The 19,769-nt window shown below is 68.5% G+C and carries 14 protein-coding genes; 9 read left to right on the top strand and 5 right to left on the bottom strand.

The features are described from left to right. Positions 1-60: 60 nt before the first annotated feature. Genes NR798_RS11990 through NR798_RS11975 form a run of 4 tightly spaced genes read left to right on the top strand, consistent with a single transcriptional unit; the run spans position 61 to position 7,809 of the window. Complete coding sequence (locus NR798_RS11990; protein ID WP_043394327.1) at positions 61-726, top strand: HAD family phosphatase; 666 nt, start codon at positions 61-63, stop codon at positions 724-726. Positions 727-744: 18 nt separating this feature from the next. Continuing rightward, on the top strand, positions 745-2,358 hold the full coding sequence (locus NR798_RS11985) for a lactate racemase domain-containing protein (protein ID WP_375771591.1): 1,614 nt from the start codon (positions 745-747) through the stop codon (positions 2,356-2,358). A 19-nt stretch (positions 2,359-2,377) separates the two neighbouring features. After that, positions 2,378-6,784, top strand: coding sequence for an AMP-binding protein (locus tag NR798_RS11980; RefSeq protein WP_375771590.1), 4,407 nt, complete (start codon positions 2,378-2,380; stop codon positions 6,782-6,784). Further along, complete coding sequence (locus tag NR798_RS11975; protein ID WP_375771589.1) at positions 6,781-7,809, top strand: NAD-dependent epimerase/dehydratase family protein; 1,029 nt, start codon at positions 6,781-6,783, stop codon at positions 7,807-7,809. The genes NR798_RS11980 and NR798_RS11975 overlap by 4 nt, the downstream gene beginning before the upstream one ends. A gap of 203 nt (positions 7,810-8,012) precedes the next feature. Here NR798_RS11975 and NR798_RS11970 read toward each other — a convergent pair whose 3' ends face one another. Then, a complete protein-coding gene (locus tag NR798_RS11970; protein WP_375771588.1) occupies positions 8,013-8,897 on the bottom strand; it encodes a diguanylate cyclase in 885 nt (294 codons plus the stop codon). A gap of 131 nt (positions 8,898-9,028) precedes the next feature. Here NR798_RS11970 and glgC point away from each other — a divergent pair, with 131 nt between their 5' ends. Further along, positions 9,029-10,258, top strand: a complete 1,230-nt coding sequence (glgC, locus tag NR798_RS11965; RefSeq protein ID WP_375771587.1) for a glucose-1-phosphate adenylyltransferase — start codon at positions 9,029-9,031, stop codon at positions 10,256-10,258. 33 nt (positions 10,259-10,291) lie between these two features. On the opposite strand, the gene NR798_RS11960 is transcribed toward glgC, so the two are convergent. Both NR798_RS11960 and NR798_RS11955 read right to left on the bottom strand, forming a co-directional pair. Beyond that, positions 10,292-10,783, bottom strand: coding sequence for a hypothetical protein (locus NR798_RS11960; RefSeq protein ID WP_375771586.1), 492 nt, complete (start codon positions 10,781-10,783; stop codon positions 10,292-10,294). 89 nt (positions 10,784-10,872) lie between these two features. Further along, positions 10,873-12,297, bottom strand: a complete 1,425-nt coding sequence (locus tag NR798_RS11955; protein ID WP_375771585.1) for an RtcB family protein — start codon at positions 12,295-12,297, stop codon at positions 10,873-10,875. A gap of 363 nt (positions 12,298-12,660) precedes the next feature. On the opposite strand from NR798_RS11955, the gene NR798_RS11950 reads away from it, so the two are divergent. After that, on the top strand, positions 12,661-14,847 hold the full coding sequence (locus NR798_RS11950) for an ATP-binding protein (RefSeq protein WP_375771584.1): 2,187 nt from the start codon (positions 12,661-12,663) through the stop codon (positions 14,845-14,847). On the opposite strand, the gene NR798_RS11945 is transcribed toward NR798_RS11950, so the two are convergent. Then, positions 14,813-15,592 (bottom strand): SDR family oxidoreductase, encoded by a 780-nt coding sequence (locus tag NR798_RS11945; protein ID WP_375771583.1) that lies wholly within the window; start codon positions 15,590-15,592, stop codon positions 14,813-14,815. The two genes, NR798_RS11950 and NR798_RS11945, sit on opposite strands and share 35 nt — an antisense overlap. A gap of 15 nt (positions 15,593-15,607) precedes the next feature. Continuing rightward, complete coding sequence (gene add, locus NR798_RS11940) at positions 15,608-16,768, bottom strand: adenosine deaminase (protein ID WP_375771582.1); 1,161 nt, start codon at positions 16,766-16,768, stop codon at positions 15,608-15,610. Positions 16,769-16,822: 54 nt separating this feature from the next. On the opposite strand from add, the gene NR798_RS11935 reads away from it, so the two are divergent. From NR798_RS11935 to NR798_RS11925, 3 genes are all read left to right on the top strand, one after another. Then, on the top strand, positions 16,823-17,890 hold the full coding sequence (locus NR798_RS11935; RefSeq protein ID WP_375771581.1) for a PQQ-binding-like beta-propeller repeat protein: 1,068 nt from the start codon (positions 16,823-16,825) through the stop codon (positions 17,888-17,890). 154 nt (positions 17,891-18,044) lie between these two features. After that, a complete protein-coding gene (locus NR798_RS11930) occupies positions 18,045-18,854 on the top strand; it encodes a hypothetical protein (protein WP_375771580.1) in 810 nt (269 codons plus the stop codon). Continuing rightward, positions 18,847-19,755 (top strand): DUF3396 domain-containing protein, encoded by a 909-nt coding sequence (locus NR798_RS11925; protein ID WP_375771579.1) that lies wholly within the window; start codon positions 18,847-18,849, stop codon positions 19,753-19,755. The genes NR798_RS11930 and NR798_RS11925 overlap by 8 nt, the downstream gene beginning before the upstream one ends. The last annotated feature ends 14 nt before the right edge of the window (positions 19,756-19,769 follow it).

Below are 19,769 nucleotides of genomic sequence, written 5' to 3'. Positions count from 1 at the left end.
CGGGCCTTATCGCGCGGTTGACACACGCCGGACTCCGGTGTCAGGAAGCCCGCCTTGCCCATGCCCGCGAAAGCCGCCTTCTACGATGTCGACGGGACGTTGATCAAAACCAACGTCGTCCACGTCTACGCCTACTACGCCATGAACCGGGGCTCCCTCCTGGGCATAGCTGGGAGGACCCTGGCCACCGCCGCCAGCGTGCCCCTCTTCGCGGCCATGGATGCGTTGGACCGGAAGACGTTCAACGAGTTCTTCTACCGCTACTACGCCGGCCTGTCCGAGGACCGCCTCATCTCCGTGGCCGAGGACATGTTCGAGGACGTCCTCAAGCCGGCCATCTACGAGCAGACGCGCGACCTCATCGACCAAGCGCGCCGCGTCGGCTGCCGCATCGTGCTCGTCACCGGAGCGCTGGACTTCAGCATGCGCCCGCTCGCCCGCTACCTGGGCGCCGACGACATGATCGCCAACAAGATGCAGTTCGTGGGCGGCAAGGCCACCGGCAAGGTCATCCCCCCCATCATCGAGGGGGCGAACAAGGCCAACGCCATCCGCTCCTATTGTGTCCGGGAGGGCCTGGCGCTGGACCAGTGCCACGGCTACTCCGACAGCGCTTCCGATTACGCCATGTTGTCCGTGGTGGGCCGCCCCACCGCCGTCAATCCGGACATGCGCCTGCGTTCCATCGCCCGGGCCTACAACTGGCCCATCCTCGACCTCAAGTAACCGAAAGTTCCGTACGACATGCGCCCGCTCAAGACGCTCCAGAAGCTCTACGACGAGGAAAGCCAGGTGGTCATCACCGAGAAGGGCAGCCCCCCGCGGGCGCTCTTCTACGGGGAGAACTTCCTCCTCGAGGACCTGCCCGTGGGCACCCGGGTCATCTTCCCCCGCCCGCCCCTGGCCGGTGTGCCCAACGTCAAGGCCGCCATCCGCTGGGCCATCAACCACCCCGAGGACATGGAGCCCCTGCACGCCCTGCTCCGCCCGGGCATGCGGCTCACCTGCGTCATCGACGACATCTCCGTGCCGCTGCCGCCCATGGCGACGCCGGACGTGCGCCAGTCCATCCTCGAGGTGGTGCTGGAGCTGTGCGCCGACTCGGGCGTGGATGACGTCCACCTGGTCATCGCCAACGCCCTGCACCGCCGCATGACGGAGGGCGAGATGCGGCGCATGGTGGGCCAGAAGATCCACGACGCCTTCTACCCGGACCGCTACTACAACCATGACGCCGAGGATCCAGACGGCATGGTGGAGCTGGAGCGCACGCCCTGCGGCACCCACGTGGTGGCCGTCAACCGGCGCGTGGCCGAGAGCGACCTCATCGTCTACGTGAACGTGAACTTCGTGCCCATGAATGGCGGGCACAAGTCCATGGGCACCGGCGTGACGAACTACGCTGGCCTCCGGGCGCACCACAACCCGAAGACGATCCGCTCCTCGGAAAGCTACATGGAGCCGAGCCGCAGCGAGCTGTACCGGCGCAACGAGCGCATCGGCAAGGCCATCGACAAGCACCTCAAGGTGTTCCACATCGAGACGTCGCTGAACAACCGCATGTTCGGCCCCGGCGTGGACTTCCTCCACAAGAAGGAGGAGGACTACACCGAGGGAGACCGGCTGAAGTTCCAGGCCATGCGCTACGCGCTCTCCAAGCTGCCGCGGGCGGCGGCGCGCAAGGTGCTCAACTCCATCCCCGCGCCCTATGACGTGACGGGCGTGTTCGCCGGCGCCACCGAGCCAACCCACGCCAAGACGCTGGAGAAGAGCTGGCAGCAGTACGTGGTGCCGGTGCAGGGGCAGAGCGACATCGTCATCTTCCCCATCCCGTTCATCTCGCCCTACAGCGTCAACTCCATCCTCAACCCGCTGCTGGTGCAGGTGATGGGGCTGGGCTACTTCTTCAACCTCAACCGCGGCGTGCCGCTGGTGAAGAAGGGTGGCGTGCTCATCCTCACCCACCCGGCCTTCGACGAGTTCGACCCGGTCCAGCACCCCAGCTACATCGAGTTCTTCAACCGCGTGCTGCCCGAGACGCGCGACGCCGTGCAGATCGAGCAGAAGTACGAGCGCGAGTTCGCGGAGAACCCCAGCTACGTGCACCTGTACCGCAAGGGCAACGCCTACCACGGCGTGCACCCGCTCTACATGTGGTACTGGGGCGAGAACGGCCGTCAGCACGTGGGCAAGGTCATCCTCGCGGGTGGAGAGAACAACCACGTCCCGGCCCTGCTCGGCTGGGACCGCACCGACACCCTCACCGAGGCCATCGAGGAGGCGCGCGGCTTCATGGGCCGCTCGGCCAGCATCAGCCTGCTGCGCATCGCCCCCACCGTCATGGTCGACGTGAAGTAACCCCCCTGGGCTCCCCACGATGAGTGTTTCCGAGCTGAACGTCACCGAGGTCTTCACCGGCAAGCGCCTGCTGTTCGCGGGCTCCACCGGCTTCGTGGGCAAGGTCACCCTGTCCATGCTCCTGTCGCGCTACGGCGAGACGCTGGACAAGCTCTATGTGCTGGTGCGCAAGGGCAGTGCCCCGTCCGCCGAGCGGCGCTTCTACGACAAGGTGGCCACCAGCGAGCCCTTCCAGCCGCTGCGCGACACCTATGGCGAGGAGGGCGCCATCGAGTTCATCCGCCGCAAGGTGGAGGTGCTCGACGGCGACATCACCGACCCCCTGATGGGCCTCACCCTGGAGCAGGCCGATGCGCTCACCGGCAAGGTGCACGCCATCATCAACTGCGCGGGCCTGGTGTCCTTCAACCCGTCGCTGGAGGTGGGCCTCAACGTCAACACCCACGGCGTGAAGTACACCGTGGAGCTGGCGCTCAAGTGGAACGTGCCCCTCATCCACATGTCCACGGCCTTCGTGGCGGGCAACCGCAGCGGGCTCGTCTTCGAGGACGAGGAGGTGGTGGGCTACTTCCCGCGCCGCGAGGACATGGACGGGCGCGACTTCAGCCTGGAGCAGGAGCTGACGGACGCGGAGAAGATCGTCGCCCGGCTGCGCGAGCAGGCGGATGACAAGGCCCTGGCGTCCATCTTCCGCAAGAAGGCGTTGGACCGGCTGGAGCAGGAGGGCCGCGACGCCACGGACGAGAAGACGCTGCGGCTGGCCATGGGCCGCGAGCGCAAGCTGTGGCTCACCGGCGAGCTGGTGCGCGCCGGCATGGAGCGCGCGCAGCACTGGGGCTGGCCCAACACGTACACGTACACCAAGAGCCTGGGCGAGCAGGTGATGGCCAGCACGCCGGGCCTGCGCTACGCCATCGTCCGGCCCTCCATCGTCGAGTCCGCCCAGCACTTCCCCTTCCCCGGGTGGAACGAGGGCTTCACCACCTCGGCGCCGCTGGCCTTCGCCGGCATCAAGGGCCACCGCAACATCCCCGCCGGGGACAAGGCCATCCTGGACATCATCCCGGTGGACCACGTGGCCGGCGCCACCATCGGCATCACCGCGCACTGCATGCAGGTGGAGGAGCGGCGCGTCTACAACCTGGCCTCCGGTGATGTGAATCCCTTCTACGCCAGCCGCTCCATCGAGCTGGTGGGCCTGTACCGGCGCCGCTACTACCGCAACAAGGACACGGGCAACGCGCTGATGAACGAGGTGCGCTCGCGCATCGAGCCCGTGCCGGTGAGCCGCGCGGTGTTCGAGAACCTCAGCGCCCCCATGTTCGTCAAGGGCGCGCGCTTCCTGCGCCAGGTCATCGACGAGGTGAAGCCGGGCTGGGGCGCCCCCCGCGTGCAGGCCGCGCTGGAGAAGGCCAAGGAGACGCTGGACGAGGTGGAGAACCAAGCCCTGAGCCTGGCGGGCCTCATCGAGCTCTTCCTCCCCTTCCTCTACGACAACCGCTACGTCTTCCGCTGCGACAACACCCGCTCGGTGTACGCGCGCATGGCCCACCATGACCGGGTCCGCATTCCCTGGGCCCCGGAGGCCATCGACTGGCGCGTCTACTTCCTCGACACCCACCTGCCCGGCCTGGAGAAGTGGGTGTTCCCCGGCCTGGAGGAGGAGACGAAGAAGCGCACCGTCATCCCCGCCAACCGCGACCTGCTGGAGATGCTCGAGGCGAGCGTCAACGCGTGGCGCCACCGGGTGGCCTTCCGCTACGCCGCGGACGAGAAGGAGGAGCGCCTCACCTATGGCGAGGTGAACCGCTACGCCAACCGCGTGGGCAGCTTCCTCATGAAGGAAGGCGTCAAGCGCGGCGAGCGGGTGATGCTCCTGGGCGAGAACCGGCCCGAGTGGCCCGTGTGCTACTTCGGCATTCTGCGCGCGGGCGGCGCCGCCGTCCCCGTGGACCCGAGCCTCACCGAGACGGAGATCGTCAACATCGCCCGGCGCGCCGAGGCGAAGGTGCTGCTGCTCACCGAGGAATCCGCCAAGGACCTGCAGGGCCTGGAGGCCTCGCTCACCGCGGCGGGCCTCACCACGCGCGTGGCCAGCATGGCCGAAGCGATGAGTGGAGACCCGGCGTACCCGGACAACATCGGGCCGGTGCGCCGCACGGCCGCCCCGGACGACGTGGCCAGCCTCATCTTCACCTCCGGCACCACGGGCACGCCCAAGGGCGTGATGCTCACCCACCGCAACTTCGCCTCCCTCATCGCGAAGCTGGCCGGCGCCTTCAACGTGGGCATGGGGGACTCCGTCCTCTCCGTGCTCCCGCTGCACCACACCTTCGAGTTCTCCGCCGGCTTCCTCACGCCCTTCTCGCGCGGCACGGAGATTACGTACATCGACGAGCTCACCTCGGACCGGCTGGGCGAGGTGTTCGAGTCGGGCCGCGTGACGGCGATGATCGGCGTGCCCGCGCTCTGGCAGCTGCTGCACCGCAAGGTGACGCAGGAGATGGCCAGCCGGCCGCCCATGGTGGAGCAGGCGCTCAAGACGCTCATGTCGGCGCACGGCGAGCTGCGCAACCGCAGCAGCTTCAACCTGGGCAAGCTGCTCTTCTGGCCGGTGCACCGCAAGTTCGGCGGGAAGATCAAGTTCCTGGTGTCCGGTGGCTCGGCGCTGCCGGACGACGTGCACAAGGCCTTCCACCAGCTCGGCTTCAACATCATCGAGGGCTATGGCCTCACCGAGGCCTCCCCGGTGCTCACGGTGTCCGAGACGAGCGTCAACAAGCGGCTGCCGGGCACGGTGGGCAAGGCGCTGCCGGGCGTGGAGCTGAAGATCCTCGAGCCGGACAACGAGGGCATCGGCGAGGTGCTCGCCCGCGGCCCCAACGTCATGGCCGGCTACTTCGGCGACAAGGAGGCCACCGAGGCCGTCCTCAAGGAGGGCTGGCTGTACACGGGGGACCTGGGGCGCCTGGACGCCGAGGGCCGCCTGTACCTGGTGGGCCGCAAGAAGGACGTCATCATCGACGCCAACGGGAAGAACGTGTACCCGGACGAGCTCGAGGACACGTACTCCCTCCACACGCACATCAAGGAGCTGTCCATCGTCGGCCTGCCGGACGAGGCTGGCGGGGAGAAGGTGGCCTGCCTGTGCGTGCCGGACTACAAGGAGCGGCCGCGCGAGGAGGTGCGGCGCGAACTGGAGGAGCACTTCCGCAAGACGGGCCAGGAGATGCCCTTCTACCGCCGCGTGAAGGTGCTGCGCTTCTGGGACGGCGAGCTGCCGCGCACGTCCTCGCGCAAGGTGAAGCGCAAGGTGGTGGTGGAGGAGCTCAAGCGCCTGGAGAAGCTGGCCTCCTCGGGTGAGAAGGCCCGCGAGAAGGTGCAGCAGAGCACTGGCGGCGTCTCCGACTGGCTCTACCCGCTCATCGCCGAGGTGGTGAACAAGCCCCTCTCCGACATCCGCCCCGACTCCCGCCTCTCGGTGGACCTGGGCCTGGACTCGCTCATGCTCACCGAGCTGTCGGTGGCCCTGGAGCAGGCCGGCGTGCCGCTGCCCGCGGTAAATGATTTGACGCACGTGCAGACGGTGGACGACCTGCGCAAGCTGGTGGTGTCCAGCGGCCGCCGCCCCGCCGTGGAGACGCGCGCCAAGGACATCAGCCGCGAGACGGAGAAGGCCGAGGAGACGGAGATTCCCGTGCCGGAGCCCCTCGTCACCGTGGGCCGCCAGTTGGTGCGGATGGGCCAGCAGGCGATTTTTGGCGGCCTGTTCGACGTGAAGGTGACGGGCAAGCCCTTCATCCCGATGAACCGCAACTTCCTCGTCATCGCCAACCACACGAGCCACCTGGACATGGGGCTCGTGAAGGTGGTGCTCGGCGAGCAGGGCGAGCGGCTCACCACGCTCGCGGCCCGGGACTACTTCTTCGATACGCCGCTCAAGCGCGCGTACTTCGAGAACTTCACGGACCTCATCCCCATGGACCGGCACGGCTCGCTGCGCGAGTCGCTGCGGCTGGCCGGCAATGCGCTGCGCCAGGGCTTCAACCTGCTCATCTTCCCCGAGGGCACGCGCTCGGTGACGGGCGAGCTGCTCGAGTTCAAGCCCACCCTGGGCTACCTGGCGCTCACCTACGGGGTGGACGTGCTGCCCATCTACCTCAAGGGTGCCTTCGAGGCGCTGCCCAAGGGCCGCATGGTGCCCAAGTCGCGCGAGCTGGAGGCGCATATCGGCCCCGCGCTGACGTACGAGATGCTGCGCACCAAGACGCAGGGCATGGCGCGCTCGGAGAGCTACCGCTACGCCACGAAGCTGGCGGAGGACTCCATCCAGGCGCTGGCCGCGGGCCGCGTGCTGAGCTTCGATGAATCGGCGACGGTCGAGGATCAGCGCCGCGCGCTGTCCTCGGGAGGGAGTGAGTCGTGAAGCTGCTCGTCACCGGAGGCACTGGTTTCCTGGGCGCGCACCTGGTGCCGCGGCTGGTCGCCGCGGGCCATGAAGTGCGCATCATCGGCCGCTCCAAGCCGGCGGGCCCGGGCTTCGACAAGGCGGAGTACGTCCAGGGAGACCTGAAGAACCGCGAGGCGGTGCGGCGCGCGCTCGAGGGCGTGCAGGCCGTCTACCACCTGGCGGGGCTCGTCTCCTTCCAGGACAAAGACGCGCGGCGCATGTACGAGCTGCACGTGGACGCCACGCGCGAGCTGCTGCGCGACGTGCGCGAGTCCGGCGTCCAGCGCGTCATCCTCGCCTCCACCTCGGGCACCATCGCCGTGTCCAAGGAGGAGCGCGTCGGCACGGAGGACGACGGCTATCCCATCGAGGTGGTGGGGCGCTGGCCGTACTACCTGTCGAAGATCTACGAGGAGAAGCTCGCGCTGGAGTACTGCCGCCAGCACGCCCTTCCGCTGGTGGTGCTCAACCCGAGCCTGCTGATGGGACCGGGGGATGACCGGCTGAGCTCCACGTGGACGGTGATGAAGTTCCTGCAGGGCGAGCTCCCCGCCATGCCGGGTGGTGGCATGAGCTTCGTGGACGTGCGCGACGCGGCGGATGCGTTCGTGAACGCGCTGACGCGGGGCGAGGTGTACGGGCGCCACCTGATGGGCGTGAACCTGTCCATGCCGGACTTCTTCGAGCGGCTGGAGCGCCTGTCGGGCGTGAAGGCGCCCCGGATGAAGCTGCCCTCGAAGGTGAACGTGCTCGGGGCGAAGGTGCTGGAGCAGGTGGCGAAGTGGCGCGGGACGAAGCCCGCGTTGGATCCGCAGGAAGTGGACATCGGCGAGCACTGGTTCTGGCTGGACGCCTCGAAGGCCGAGCGCGAGCTGGGCTTCAAGGCGCGGGACATCCACGAGACGCTGCACGACACGGTGCAGTACCTGTACACGCGGATGGCCCCGGGCCACCTGCCCGGCACCAAGGGCAAGCTCGAGGAGCTGCGCGAGGGGACCTGAGCGGGACCACCAGCGCCCCTTTCCCCCAATTTCCCCTCTCCCGCCGGGAGAGGGACGGGGTGAGGGTATCGGGTGGACTCGGGTTGGAACCCGTGCCCCCACTCCGGTTCACGGCTTGAAGGACGGGGACAGGCACCCTCACCCCGACCCTCTCCCGAGGGGAGAGGGAGGAGTGGGCGGAGTGGGCGGTTGGGTGGACGGGGCTACCAGACCACCCGGTTACGGCCCGTCTTCTTCGCCTTGTACAGGTTCGCGTCCGCCACCTTGATGAACTGCAGCGGCTCCACCATGTCCGGCGTCATGTCCGCCACCCCCAGCGACAGGGTGACCGGAATCTCCTGGTTCTCGAAGACGAACTGCTTCTTCTCGATGGTGTGGCGGATCTTCTCCGCGAAGATGCTCGCCTTCTCCAGGCCGTCCTCGGGCACCACCAGCGCGAACTCCTCGCCGCCGTAGCGCGCGAAGCACTGCTCCTTGCGCACCATCCGCTTGATGGTCTGCGACAGCTCGCGCAGCACGTAGTCACCCGCCAGGTGCCCGTGCACGTCGTTGATCTTCTTGAAGAAGTCGATGTCGAACATCATCAGCGTCAGGGGGCGCCCGTAGCGGTGGCACCGCCCCATCTCCCTCTCCAGGTACTCGAGGAAGTAGCGCTTGTTGTTCACCCCGGTGAGCCCATCCACGATCGTCAGCGTGTAGATGGTCTCGTGGTACTGCAGCTCCACGTTGTCACCGGTGAGGAACTTGAAGATGGAGCCTCCCACCTTGATGAGATCGCCGCTGCGCAGCGCCGTCTCCTGCGTCACCTCCTGGTCGTTGAGGTAGGTGCCGTTGGTGGAGCCCAGGTCCTTCACGAGCATCCGCCCCTGCTTGCGGATGATCATGGCGTGCCTGCGCGACACGTTGTCGAGGTCCACCACGATGTGGTTGCCCTCTTCCCGCCCGATGGTGAACTCGGTTTCCTGGAGCGCGTACTTCTTGCCGAGCTCCGGCCCGTGGATCTGAACGATGCAGCATTCAGCCTCGACGGGGGTCGCCAGTTCCTTGATCGAGGAGATCTTGGTTACTCGGGTTTCGTCGCCAGCCATCGATTAGAAGACATAGCACGGCTTGCCCGGTGGAAGCCACGAGGGCCCACGCCCTCCCCCCGGTTTGGATACTCAACGGTGCCGCTCCGGCGGCCTTGAAGGGCCATTCCCCCCGGATAACGTGCCGGCATATGGCCAAACTGCTGGCAATGATCCTCGCAGGGGGCGCCGGAACCCGGCTGGAGCCCCTCACTCGTGAACGCGCCAAGCCCGCGGTGCCCTTCGGCGGGCGCTACCGCATCATCGACTTCGTGCTGTCCAACTTCGCCAACTCGGGCATCTACCGGGTCAAGGTGCTCACCCAGTACAAGAGCGACTCGCTCAACAAGCACCTGTCGCGCGCCTGGCGGATGTCGGCCTTCCTCGGACACTACGTGGAGGCCGTCCCCGCCCAGATGCGGACCGGCATGGACTGGTACAAGGGCAGCGTCGACGCCATCTACCAGAACCTCAACATCATCACCGACGAGGAGCCGGACCAGATCTTCGTCTTCGGCGCGGACCACGTCTACCGGATGGACTGCCAGCAGATGCTGGACTTCCACCTCAACCGCAAGGCCGCCTGCACGGTGGCCGCCATCCCCGTCCCCCTCGAGGAGGGCAGGGACTTTGGCATCATCGACGTGGGCCTGGACGGGCGGATGAAGGGCTTCGTGGAGAAGCCCAAGAACCCGCCCCCCATGCCCGGCAACCCGAAGATGTGCCTGGCCTCCATGGGCAACTACCTCTTCTCCACCGACCTGCTGGTGAAGGAGGTGGTGCGCGACGCGGCGGACGAGTCCAGCGCCCACGACTTCGGCAAGTCCATCATCAGCGACCTGTACAAGCGCGAGCCGGTGTACGTGTACGACTTCGCCCAGAACGCCATCGTCGGCCAGGAGGAGAAGGAGCGAGGCTACTGGCGGGACGTGGGGAACATCGACACGTACTTCCAGTCCAACATGGACCTGGTGGAGGTGGACCCCATCTTCAACCTCTACAACGACCGCTGGCCCATCTACACCCAGCCCAACAACTTCCCGCCGGCCAAGTTCGTCTTCGCCGACCGGGAGCACAACCGGGTGGGCCACTCCACGGACTCGCTGGTGAGCGAGGGCTGCATCATCTCCGGCGGCCATGTGCACCGCTCGGTGCTCTCTCCCAAGGTGCGCGTCAACTCGTTCTCCGAGGTGCAGGACTCCATCCTCTTCGAGAACGTCACCATCGGGCGGCGCTGCCGCATCCGCCGCGCCATCATCGACAAGAACGTGGAGATCCCCCCGGGAATGACCATCGGGTATGACCTGGAGGAGGACCGCCGCCGCTTCCACGTCACCTCCGGCGGCGTGGTGGTCATCCCCAAGGGCATGAAGGTGGCCTGAGCCCCCGCTCGGCCATGGAAGGCCCGGGCCGCCTCAGTGGAAGGCGGCCCTCACGTCCTGTCGGCTCAGCACCACCAGCGACCAGATGCCCACCGGCAGGCCGATGACGCAGCAGCAGCAGGAGAAGCACGGAATCACCGAGATGATGGAGGCGGCGAGCGCCAGGCCGTACATCCGGAACTTCGTCATCTGCAGGCCGCCGAAGGCGATCAGCCCGCCCAGCCCCACCCCCAGCAGGCTGAAGAGGATGCCCAGCACGCTCGGTCCCTCGGCCTGGGAGGCCAGCAGCCTCTCGGCGATCTCCCGGTACGGCTCCAGGTTCGGGTTGCTGTAGAACTCTGGCGGGAGCTCACGCTCGCCGCTGCCGACCCCGGTGACCGCCGACAGCAGGTTGAGCAGCCAGAAGAGGGCGACCAGCGCCCCCGTCCCCATCAGCATGTAGGCCGGAATGGTCACGGCCTCCCGCAGCGCCCTGTCGACCCGCGGGTCTGGCGCTCCCGGCGGGTTCTCCGGAATGTGGTCCATGTGTGATTCCCCTCCTCCGGCCGATTCCATCCGGTGGCGGGGGGGAGCGCCAGGGAATTGACGCTCCCCCCACGGAGAATCGGGGGGCCTCAGGCCTTGAAGGTCATCAGCGGCACCATCCGCGCCACCTCCCGGACGATGCCCGCCTCCACCTGCGAGGCCACCACCGGGCCAATGGGCTTGTAGGCCGCCGGCGCCTCCTCGATGCGGCGCTCGGCCCGGAGGGTGATGCAGTCCACCCCCGTGAGGCCCAGGGCCTCCTCACGCCGGTCCGCCCCACCCCGCGCCATGGAGAAGCGCGAGCGCGCCCGCCCCGCCCCATGCGACGCCGACGCCAGCGCCTCCGCGTTGCCCTGCCCCACCATCAGGTAGGACGCCGCCCCCATCGAGCCGGGGATGATGACCGGCTGCTCCGCCTCCGCCGGGCACGCCCCCTTGCGCGCCAGCCACCCGCCCTCCCACGGCAGGGTGATGTTGTGCGGCACGTCGTAGACGAGCGGCGCCTCCACCTCCCCGAACAGCTCCCGCAGCGTCTGCCGCAGCAGCTCCGCCAGCAGCAGCCGGTTGAGGAAGGCGTAGTTGGCCGCCGTCGCCTCGGCCCGCAGGTACTCGCGCACCTGCTCCGGCTCCACCAGCGGCAGGATCCCGCTCTCCGGCAGCGGCGCCCCCACCGGCCACGCCGCCCTCACCCGCTCCCGCCACGTGTTCCCCACGTGCTTGCCCATGTCCCGCGAGCCCGAGTGGATCATGAACGCGAGCTGTCCCTCGCGCACGCCCCACTCCCACGCCCGCGCCCGGTCCAGCACCGCCTCCACCCGCTGCACCTCGACGAAGTGGTTGCCCCCGCCGATGGTGCCCAGCCCCGGGTCCCTCACCACGCCCTCGCGGCGCAGCCCCGTGGGCGCCCATGCCGGGTCCCCCTCGAGCGCCCCGCCCAGGTACACCCGCGCCGACTCCCGGTCGAGCTGCCCCAGGTCCGCCCGGGCCAGCGCGCCCAGCGGCGCCTCCATCGTCTCCAGGAGCCAGCCGGGCAGGCCGTCGCGCAGCAACGCCTCCACCGCGCGCGAGCCCAGCGCCACGTCCCGCGTGCCGAAGAAGTAGTGGCCCTTCATCCGCTCGACGAAGGCGTCCCGGCGCGCGAGGAACGTCTCCACGGAGAGGTCCGCGACGTGCAGGCGCATGCCGCAGTTGATGTCGGTGCCCACCGCGGCGGGCACCACCAGGCCCTCCGTGTGCACCACCGAGCCGATGGCCACTCCGGAGTCTCCCGGGTGGAAGTCCGGCGTGGCGCGCACACGCTTCACCCGGCCACCGCCCGGGTGCTTCAGCGCGGCGAGCGCGGCCAGTTGCTGGAACGCCTTGCCCTCCACGGGCAGTTCAGGGGGGAGGAGCACCTCGGCGGGCGGCGCGTGGGAATCGCCCTGGAGGCGCACGGTGTAGACACGACCGTCGTACGTCACATCGAGCCCCTCACGGGCGAGTGCCCGCAGGAGCCGGTTCAGTTTCGGCTGCATGACCTTCTCGGAATCTGGCCCGCGCCCGGAGGGGCACGGGGGACGTGTGCGAATGGATTCGAGACCTCGGGTCAGCAGCCGCGGCCGTGCACGCCGGAGCGTCCACTGCCCCCAGGGACGGAGGCGCCCCGCGCGCCTGACAGGGTGGTCAGCGAGGAGGCCCAGATTCCTTGGGGCTCCACCCGTGTTGAATGCCGAGGAGCCACCCTGTACTGCGGCCGGGGGTCACCCGCGCTACGCTCACTGGCAAGGAAAAGGAGAGCCATGGCCCACACACAGAGGAGTGAGGAGCGGAGGCCGGGTCTGGCGAGCCCCTCATCGCTGCTCTGGATAGGGGGAGGCCTCCCGCCCCGGTTCCGCTGGGTGAGCCCCGCCCTCCTCCAGCTCCTCGGCCATCCCCTGGAGGCGTGGAAGACGCGGGGCTTCATCTCCCAGCTCGTCCACCCGGAAGATCTCGACCGGTTGCTGGAGGCCTGGGGAGCGGTGGCCAGGACGGAGGAGCCCCAGACGCTCGAGGTGCGCGCGGTCTCGGCCGAGGGAAGGCTCGTCCGCCTGGCCGTCGAGCTGAACGCCATCGAGCCCTCGCCGGATGGAGCCGGGGAGCTCGTCGGCACCGTCTGCGTCCTCGCGCCGCCGCTCCAGCCCTCCCGGCTCTCCCTCAAGCGGGCCGGGCCCCCCGAGCTCGTGGCGAAGCTGCGCGAGACGCTGGACGGACTGCCCAGCCCCGCCTGGATGGTGGGAGGAGACCTGTCCATCGACTGGTGCAGCCCGGCCCAGCAGGGGCACAGCGCCGAGGTCATGCTGTGCGCCGCGGCACGCGCCTCGGATCCGCAGGGCTGGGCCGCGGCCCACCGCCAGGCGCTCCGCGGGGAGACGGTGGGCTTCGACTTCGCCACCTGCGGGCGTGCCTGGCGCTGCCAGGTGGGGCCCTTGAAGGATGCCGAGGGCACCATCGTCGCGGCCCTCGGGGTCGCCACCGACGTGTCCGACCTGGATGAGGTGGCCCGGGAGCTCACCCGCACCCAGCGCCTTCACGAGGAGCTCATCGACGCCATCGACGGCATCGTCTGGGAGACCGACGCGAGCTTCCGCTTCACCTTCGTCAGCAAGCAGGCCGAGCGCCTCCTGGGCTACCCCATCCAGCAGTGGATGCAGGAGCCGGACTTCTGGCTGAAGCACCTCCACCCCGAGGACCGGGACTGGGCCTCCGCCTACTGCCTGAAGTCCGCCATGGAGTGCAGGGCCCACGAGTTCGAGTACCGGATGGTGGCGGCCGACGGCAGCAGCGTCTGGCTGCGCGACATCGTCACCGTCGTCTCCGAGGGCGGCATTCCCCGCCAGCTCCGGGGCATCATGGTGGACGTCACCGCGCAGCGCCGGGCCCGCGAGGCGCTGGAGCACACCGTCTCGCTGCTGCGCGCCACCCTGGACTCCACCGCGGATGGCGTCATCGTCCTGACGCCGGACTGGCACGTCACCGCCTTCAACGGGCGCTTCCAGGAGCTCTGGGACATCCCCGACTCCCTGCTGGAAGGCCGGGATGGCCGGGTGCTGAGCGAGCACATGCGCTCGCGGCTGGAGAACGCGGAGCAGGTCCACCTGCGGACCCAGCAACTGCTCGCGTCCCCCGAGCTGGAGGGCGTCGACGTCCTGGAGCTCCGGGACGGGCGCATCCTCGAGCGCCATTCGCGCCCCCAGCGGTTGGGAGACACCATCGTCGGCCGCGTCTGGACCTACCGGGACGTGACGGTGGAGCGCCGCGCCCAGGCGGAGAGCGAGCGGCTGCTGCGCGAGGCCCAGGAGGCCATCCGCGTGAGGGACGACTTCCTGTCCATCGCCTCCCACGAGCTGAAGACGCCCCTCACCCCGCTCAAGCTCCACCTGCAGGTGCTCAAACACCGGATGGCGTCCGGACAGCCCGTCCCGGCCCAGCACGCGGAGAAGGCGCTCGCCCAGGTGGCGCGGCTCTCCGGGCTCATCAATGACCTGCTGGACACCTCGCGCATCCAGGCGGGCCGGCTGGAGCTGCGCCACGAGCCCGTGTCCCTCCGGGAGATCGCCCACGAGGTGCTGGCGGACCTGCGCACCGTCAGCCCCCAGCACACGCTCGAGTACGAGGAGCCGGACGAGCCGCTCCTCATCCAGGGCGACCGGGGACGGCTCGCGCAGGTGCTGGTGAACCTGCTGGAGAACGCCCTCAAGTACAGCCCCACGGGCGGCACCATCCGCGTGTGCGTGGAGCGGGACGGGGCCCAGGCGCTCGTCTCGGTGTCGGACTCGGGCATCGGCATCCCACCGGACCAGAAGGCCCACCTCTTCGAGCGCTTCTTCCGGGCCCGCAACGCCCCCATCTCCGGCTTCGGAGGACTGGGCCTCGGCCTCTACATCTGCCGCGACATCGTCGAGCGCCACGGGGGCCGCATCTGGGTGGAGAGCGAGGTGGGCCAGGGCGCCACGTTCCGCTTCACCCTGCCGGTGCTGGAAGCCGAGGCGCACGCGCCCACCGGCCTCGCGGCTACACCGCCGGAGACAGCCCCCCATCCACGTTGAGGGCCGTGCCCGTCACATACCCGGCCCGCGGCGAGAGGAGGAAGGCCACCACGTCGGCGAACTCCTCGGCCCGGCCCATCCGGCCCAGGGGAATGCCCGCGTCCTTCGCCATCTTCGTGTAGAGCGCCTCCACCGGCTGCCCCGCCGCCGCCGCCTTGCGCACCCACTGGCCACTCTCGACGAGCCCCACCAGCACCGCGTTCACCCGGATGCCCGCGGGGCCCAGCTCCTTGGACAGCGCCTTGGTGAGCGCCATGCCCGCCGCCCGCGACACCGAGGACGGCAGCGAGTTCGCCCCCGGCGCCTTCGCCCCGATGGCCAGCACGTTGACGATGGAGCCGCCGCCCCCCGCGCGCAGGTGGGGCAGCACCCGCCGCGAGGTGCGCACCGCGGCGAAGAGCTTGAGCTCCAGGTCCGCCTCCCACGCCGCGTCCTCCACCTCGGCGAAGGGCCGCGCCGCCGCCGTGCCCGCGTTGTTCACCAGCCCGTCCACCCTCCCCCACCGCGCCACCGCCGCCTCCACGAAGCGCTCCACCTCGTCCGGGCGGGTGATGTCCGTCACCCGCGCCAGCACGTCGCCGCCCGCTTCCCGCAGCGCGGACGCCGTGGACTCCAGCCGCTCGGCGCCCCGGGCACAGAGGGCCACGCGGGCCCCCTCGCGAACCAGGCGCAGCGCCACCGCCGCCCCCAGCCCCTCCGAGCCGCCCGTCACCAGCACCACCTTCCCACCGAGCTCCAGGTCCATGGCACCCTTCCCGGCTCAGGCCGGCTGCTTCACCATCTGCGGCCGCTTCTCGAAGGCCGCCAGCGTCTTGGCGATCTCCTCGTTCACCTGGCGCAGCAGATCCTGCTTCTCGCGGAACGGCAGGAAGGCGCTCTTGAAGCCGGACACGAGGATGGTCGTCAGGTCCTCCAGCGCCAGTCCCAGCTCCTTGTGCGCCACCCAGAGTTCCTTCGTCACCGTGGTGTCGGTGATGAGGCGGTTGTCGGTGTTGATCGTCACCCGCAGGCCGTAGTCGAAGTAGAACTTGAGCGGGTGCGCATCCAGGCTCGGCACCGCGCCCGTCTGCACGTTGGAGGTCGGGCACACCTCCAGGGGGATGCGGTGATCGTTCACGTAGTTGAGCAGATCCCCATCCTCGCGCAGCCGCGTGCCGTGGCCGATGCGGTGCGCGCCCAGGTAGTGGATGGCCTGGGAGATGGACTCGGGCCCGAAGGCCTCGCCCGCGTGCGCCGTGCAGTTGACGTTGTTCTTGAGGATGAGCTGGAAGGCGTCCTTGTGATCCTTCGCCGGGAAGTTCGCCTCGGCGCCCGCCAGGTCGAAGCCGATGACGCCCCGGTTCTTGTAGGCCACCGACAGCTCCGCCAGCCGCATGGACGTCTGCGGATTGATGTGGCGGATGCCGCAGATGATGACGCCGTACTTGATGCCCGTCTCGCGCTTGGCCACGCGCAGGCCCTCGAGCACCGAGTCGATGACGGTGGTCATCTTCAGGCCCTTCTGCAGGTGCAGGGCCGGGGAGTAGCGCACCTCGAGGTAGCGCACGTTCTCGGCCGCCGCGTCCACCGCCAGCTCATAGGCCGAGCGGTAGAGGGCCTCGGCCGTCTGCAGCACCGAGAGCGTCACGTCGAAGGCCACCAGGTAGTCCTCGAGGTTCTTGCACACCTCGCCCATGTGGATGGCCTTGGCCAGGGTGTCCTCGGAGTCAGCGGGCAGCTTGACCTTCTGCTGCTCGGCCAGCTCGAGAATCGTCTTGAGCCGCATGGAGCCATCGAGGTGGCAGTGCAGGTCCGTCTTGGGCAGCGCGTGGAGCAACTCCTCGGTGACGGGAATGGCCGGGGGCGGGGCCCAGTCGGCCCGGCGGGCGGATGAGGGAATACCAGTCGAGCTGGGGAGCTCGTCGTCGCGAATCGAAGCCATGTCGGGTTCCTTCCTTGCCAACCATCCTAGGGTCCTGAAGATCCTCCCTCAACCATGCCGCCCTTCCGCTGTCAGCGCCTCGTCTTACTGCTCGCCATGGCGGGGCTGATGGCCGCCTGCCGGCAACCCACCGGCAAGCTCTTCACCTTCTCCTCGGACGCGCCCTCCCGTGCGGGACTGGTGCCCCTGGAGGACGGCGTCCTGATGGGCAACGAGGCGGGCCGGGTGCTCCGGTTGGACGCCAAGGGAGAGCCCGTCTGGCGCGTGGAGCTGGGCCGAGAGGTCGCCGCGCGCCCGGCGGTCTCGGGAGGAAGTGTCCTCGTGGGAACGGTTGGCGGCACTCTCGTCAGCCTCGCACTCGCCGATGGCTCGGAGCGCTGGCGACTCACCGGGCAGCCACCCGTGCTCACCTCGCTCGTCGCGGACGAGGGCTCCGTCTACGTGGTGGCCCCGGATGGCACCGTGCGCGCCCTCTCGGTGGACTCGGGCGAGGTGCGCTGGCGCCGGCCCCCGCCTTCGGGGGTCCCCCGTCCCGACACCACCCGGCCCCAGCCCCCGCCCGTGCTCGCCGGGGGGCGCCTGGTGGTGGTGCTCGGGGACGCGGGCCTGGTCGCGCTGTCCCCCCAGGACGGCACCGTGCGCTGGCGCCGGCCCCTGGTCCGGGTCCTGGGAATGGAGGCCCAGGACGAGGTGCTGTACGTCTCCACCCAGAAGGGCGAGGTGCTCGCGCTCGGGCTCGCCGACGGGCAGGTGCGCTGGCGGCAGACGCCCGCCTCCGCGCTCTCGAGCCCCCCGAGCCTCGCCCAGGGCCAGCTCTGGGTGGGCACGGAGGACAAGCTGCTGCTGGCCCTCTCGCCCCAGGACGGGCGCGAGTCCTTCCGGTTGGCCCTGCCCGCCCCGCTGGTGACGCAGGTGGCCGGGTTCCGCGAGTGGTTGTTGGTGCCCACCCGCGACAGCCAGGGGTGGTTGCTCGCGATCAAGCCCCGCGAGGGGCCTCCCGTGTTCACCCTGCGGCTGGATACGCCGCTGCTCACCCGGCCCGTGGTGCTCGGGGAGCAACTCTTCGTGCTGGGACAGGACGGGCGGGTGCTCTCCTGGCGGCTCCAACCGCCGAAACCGTGAGACGGGCGTCCCGGAGCGGGTTTCCTCACGACAGGCCGAGGTGGACTTCAGGTGTAGACGTCTACACCTGGGGCAGTACATTTCCCCACACCAAGTGTAGACGTCTACACCTGGGCCGCGATAGAGCCCGCGTTTTTGCACGACGAGGTCTCGCGTGTTCACCCGTCTCGTTCGCATGAACGTGTTGGCCCTGGCCGTGCTCGCCGCGCAGTGCGCGTGCGTCACCACCGCGTCCAACGGCCCACCGGGATACTACGGATACAGCAACGCGCCTGTTGGCATCGACTCCCCATCGGCCACCTGCCGCAACAGCCCCTCGGCGTGCGTCGCGCTTTACGGCAAGGAGATGGCGTCCACCACCGCCGTGCTGAAGGTTGTGCTCGACGCGACGGTAAAGAAGTCCATCGAGGAGGAGCTCGAGAAATGCGCCGACCTGGCACGCTCCGAGGTGCTCCTCCGGTATCCGAAGCAGTTCAAGGGCCCTGCTCCTGATGCCGGCGAGTGCAGACAGGAAACAAAATCCAACGGTAGGCGAGTCACCTGGGCCATGCGACTCGGTATCGAGATGCATGAGGTCGCCCGGAAATGCGCCGAGGAGAAGCTGGGCAAGGTGCGGCCAGGGGGATTCAGCCTGGAACAGCGCTACCGCATCATCGACCTGGAGACGGGCGAGAAGGAGTTGGTCAGCGCCGAAGAGGAACAGGCGCTCGAGGAGTCCGGCAATGGCGGAGAGATGAAGGGAACGCTGAAACCCGATGTGGTCATCCACGAGGGCGACCCGCTCCATGCGCAAGCCGTCTACGACTTCAAGTTTCCCTGTGTAGATGTTGGCGCGGTACCCAAATGGACCCAATACCCACCGGGACATCCATTCGCTGGTTTCACCCAAGGGCGCATGTACCAAGATTTCATAGCCCCCATCGTTGGGCGCATCATGCCCTGGATTGGTGCATTCGATGATTGAACATTTCCCGCGAATACGCATCCGGGCAAAGAGCGGGTACCTGTTGATCAGGGATGGGCTGGCCCTGACATTCTTCATGCGCCATTCCCATGCGACAATCCTGCAAGCCGTCCGGCAATCGTTAGAGACGTACCTCCGTGCGGTTGGCCCTGATGCCCTTACTTTGTATGCGGACGAAGATGGCTTCTGGCAGCCACTCGATGCCGCTGGATGGAACCTCATCCATGGCAACATGCAAGACCCGCAGATGGCCATGATTGAGCTATCGGGTGTGGCGGACAATCAGCGGAGCTACCAATTCAGCTACCAGGGCAGGGAGCTGGAAGGCCCCTTTTTCAAGAGACATCCGGGTGCGGTCTCCGCGGTCTCCTTCTGGCTGCCCACCGAGTCCATGGAGGAGCATGGTCCGGGGCGAGTACGCGACCTCGCCATGGAGCTGGCCTCGGGCCTGCCCTTCTGTACTGGCAATTCCGGTCTCTCCTTCCACTGCGATACCAGCTTGGTAGGAGTGCAGAGAGAAGTTCACAAGCTGAGCTTCCGCTACCCGGGAATGGATGTTCCCAACATGGATTGGGTCTCGTTACACATCGGAACCCAGGTGCGAGGCCCCTCCTGGCTGACCTTCCTCGGCCAGCCCGTGCTCGGAGAGCTGGGCGGCGTGTCCGGACTGCGCGCTCAGTTGCGCCATCCGGAAACCACCGTCCACGAGATGGAAGGCGACAGGGCCGTCGTCTGCCTGGGTCCCTGGCCCGAGGCCGGAGACACCGAGCAGGGCAACCTCCTGCCCGCGTACCGGGAACTGGCGCGCGTGCTGGAGCCCTGGCTCTACCACGAGCCGCAGCTCCATACCGTCCAGAGCATGGAGGACACGCGCCGCTGGGAGCGCCGGTTCCTCGATTGAGGAAGGGACGCTCC

Source organism: Archangium gephyra (assembly GCF_042230915.1).
Lineage (GTDB): Bacteria > Myxococcota > Myxococcia > Myxococcales > Myxococcaceae > Archangium > Archangium gephyra_B.
Note: the sequence above shows the minus strand (reverse complement) of the source record. Positions and strands in the feature narration are given on the sequence as shown.

Bases quoted from the DNA above. Each gene is read 5' to 3' on its own strand.
- NR798_RS11990 (WP_043394327.1), top strand. From the start codon at position 61: ATGCCCGCGAAAGCCGCCTTCTACGATGTCGACGGGACGTTGATCAAA.
- NR798_RS11985 (WP_375771591.1), top strand. From the start codon at position 745: ATGCGCCCGCTCAAGACGCTCCAGAAGCTCTACGACGAGGAAAGCCAG.
- NR798_RS11980 (WP_375771590.1), top strand. From the start codon at position 2,378: ATGAGTGTTTCCGAGCTGAACGTCACCGAGGTCTTCACCGGCAAGCGC.
- NR798_RS11970 (WP_375771588.1), bottom strand. From the start codon at position 8,897: ATGGCTGGCGACGAAACCCGAGTAACCAAGATCTCCTCGATCAAGGAA.
- glgC (WP_375771587.1), top strand. From the start codon at position 9,029: ATGGCCAAACTGCTGGCAATGATCCTCGCAGGGGGCGCCGGAACCCGG.
- NR798_RS11960 (WP_375771586.1), bottom strand. From the start codon at position 10,783: ATGGACCACATTCCGGAGAACCCGCCGGGAGCGCCAGACCCGCGGGTC.
- NR798_RS11955 (WP_375771585.1), bottom strand. From the start codon at position 12,297: ATGCAGCCGAAACTGAACCGGCTCCTGCGGGCACTCGCCCGTGAGGGG.
- NR798_RS11945 (WP_375771583.1), bottom strand. From the start codon at position 15,592: ATGGACCTGGAGCTCGGTGGGAAGGTGGTGCTGGTGACGGGCGGCTCG.
- add (WP_375771582.1), bottom strand. From the start codon at position 16,768: ATGGCTTCGATTCGCGACGACGAGCTCCCCAGCTCGACTGGTATTCCC.
- NR798_RS11935 (WP_375771581.1), top strand. From the start codon at position 16,823: ATGCCGCCCTTCCGCTGTCAGCGCCTCGTCTTACTGCTCGCCATGGCG.
- NR798_RS11925 (WP_375771579.1), top strand. From the start codon at position 18,847: ATGATTGAACATTTCCCGCGAATACGCATCCGGGCAAAGAGCGGGTAC.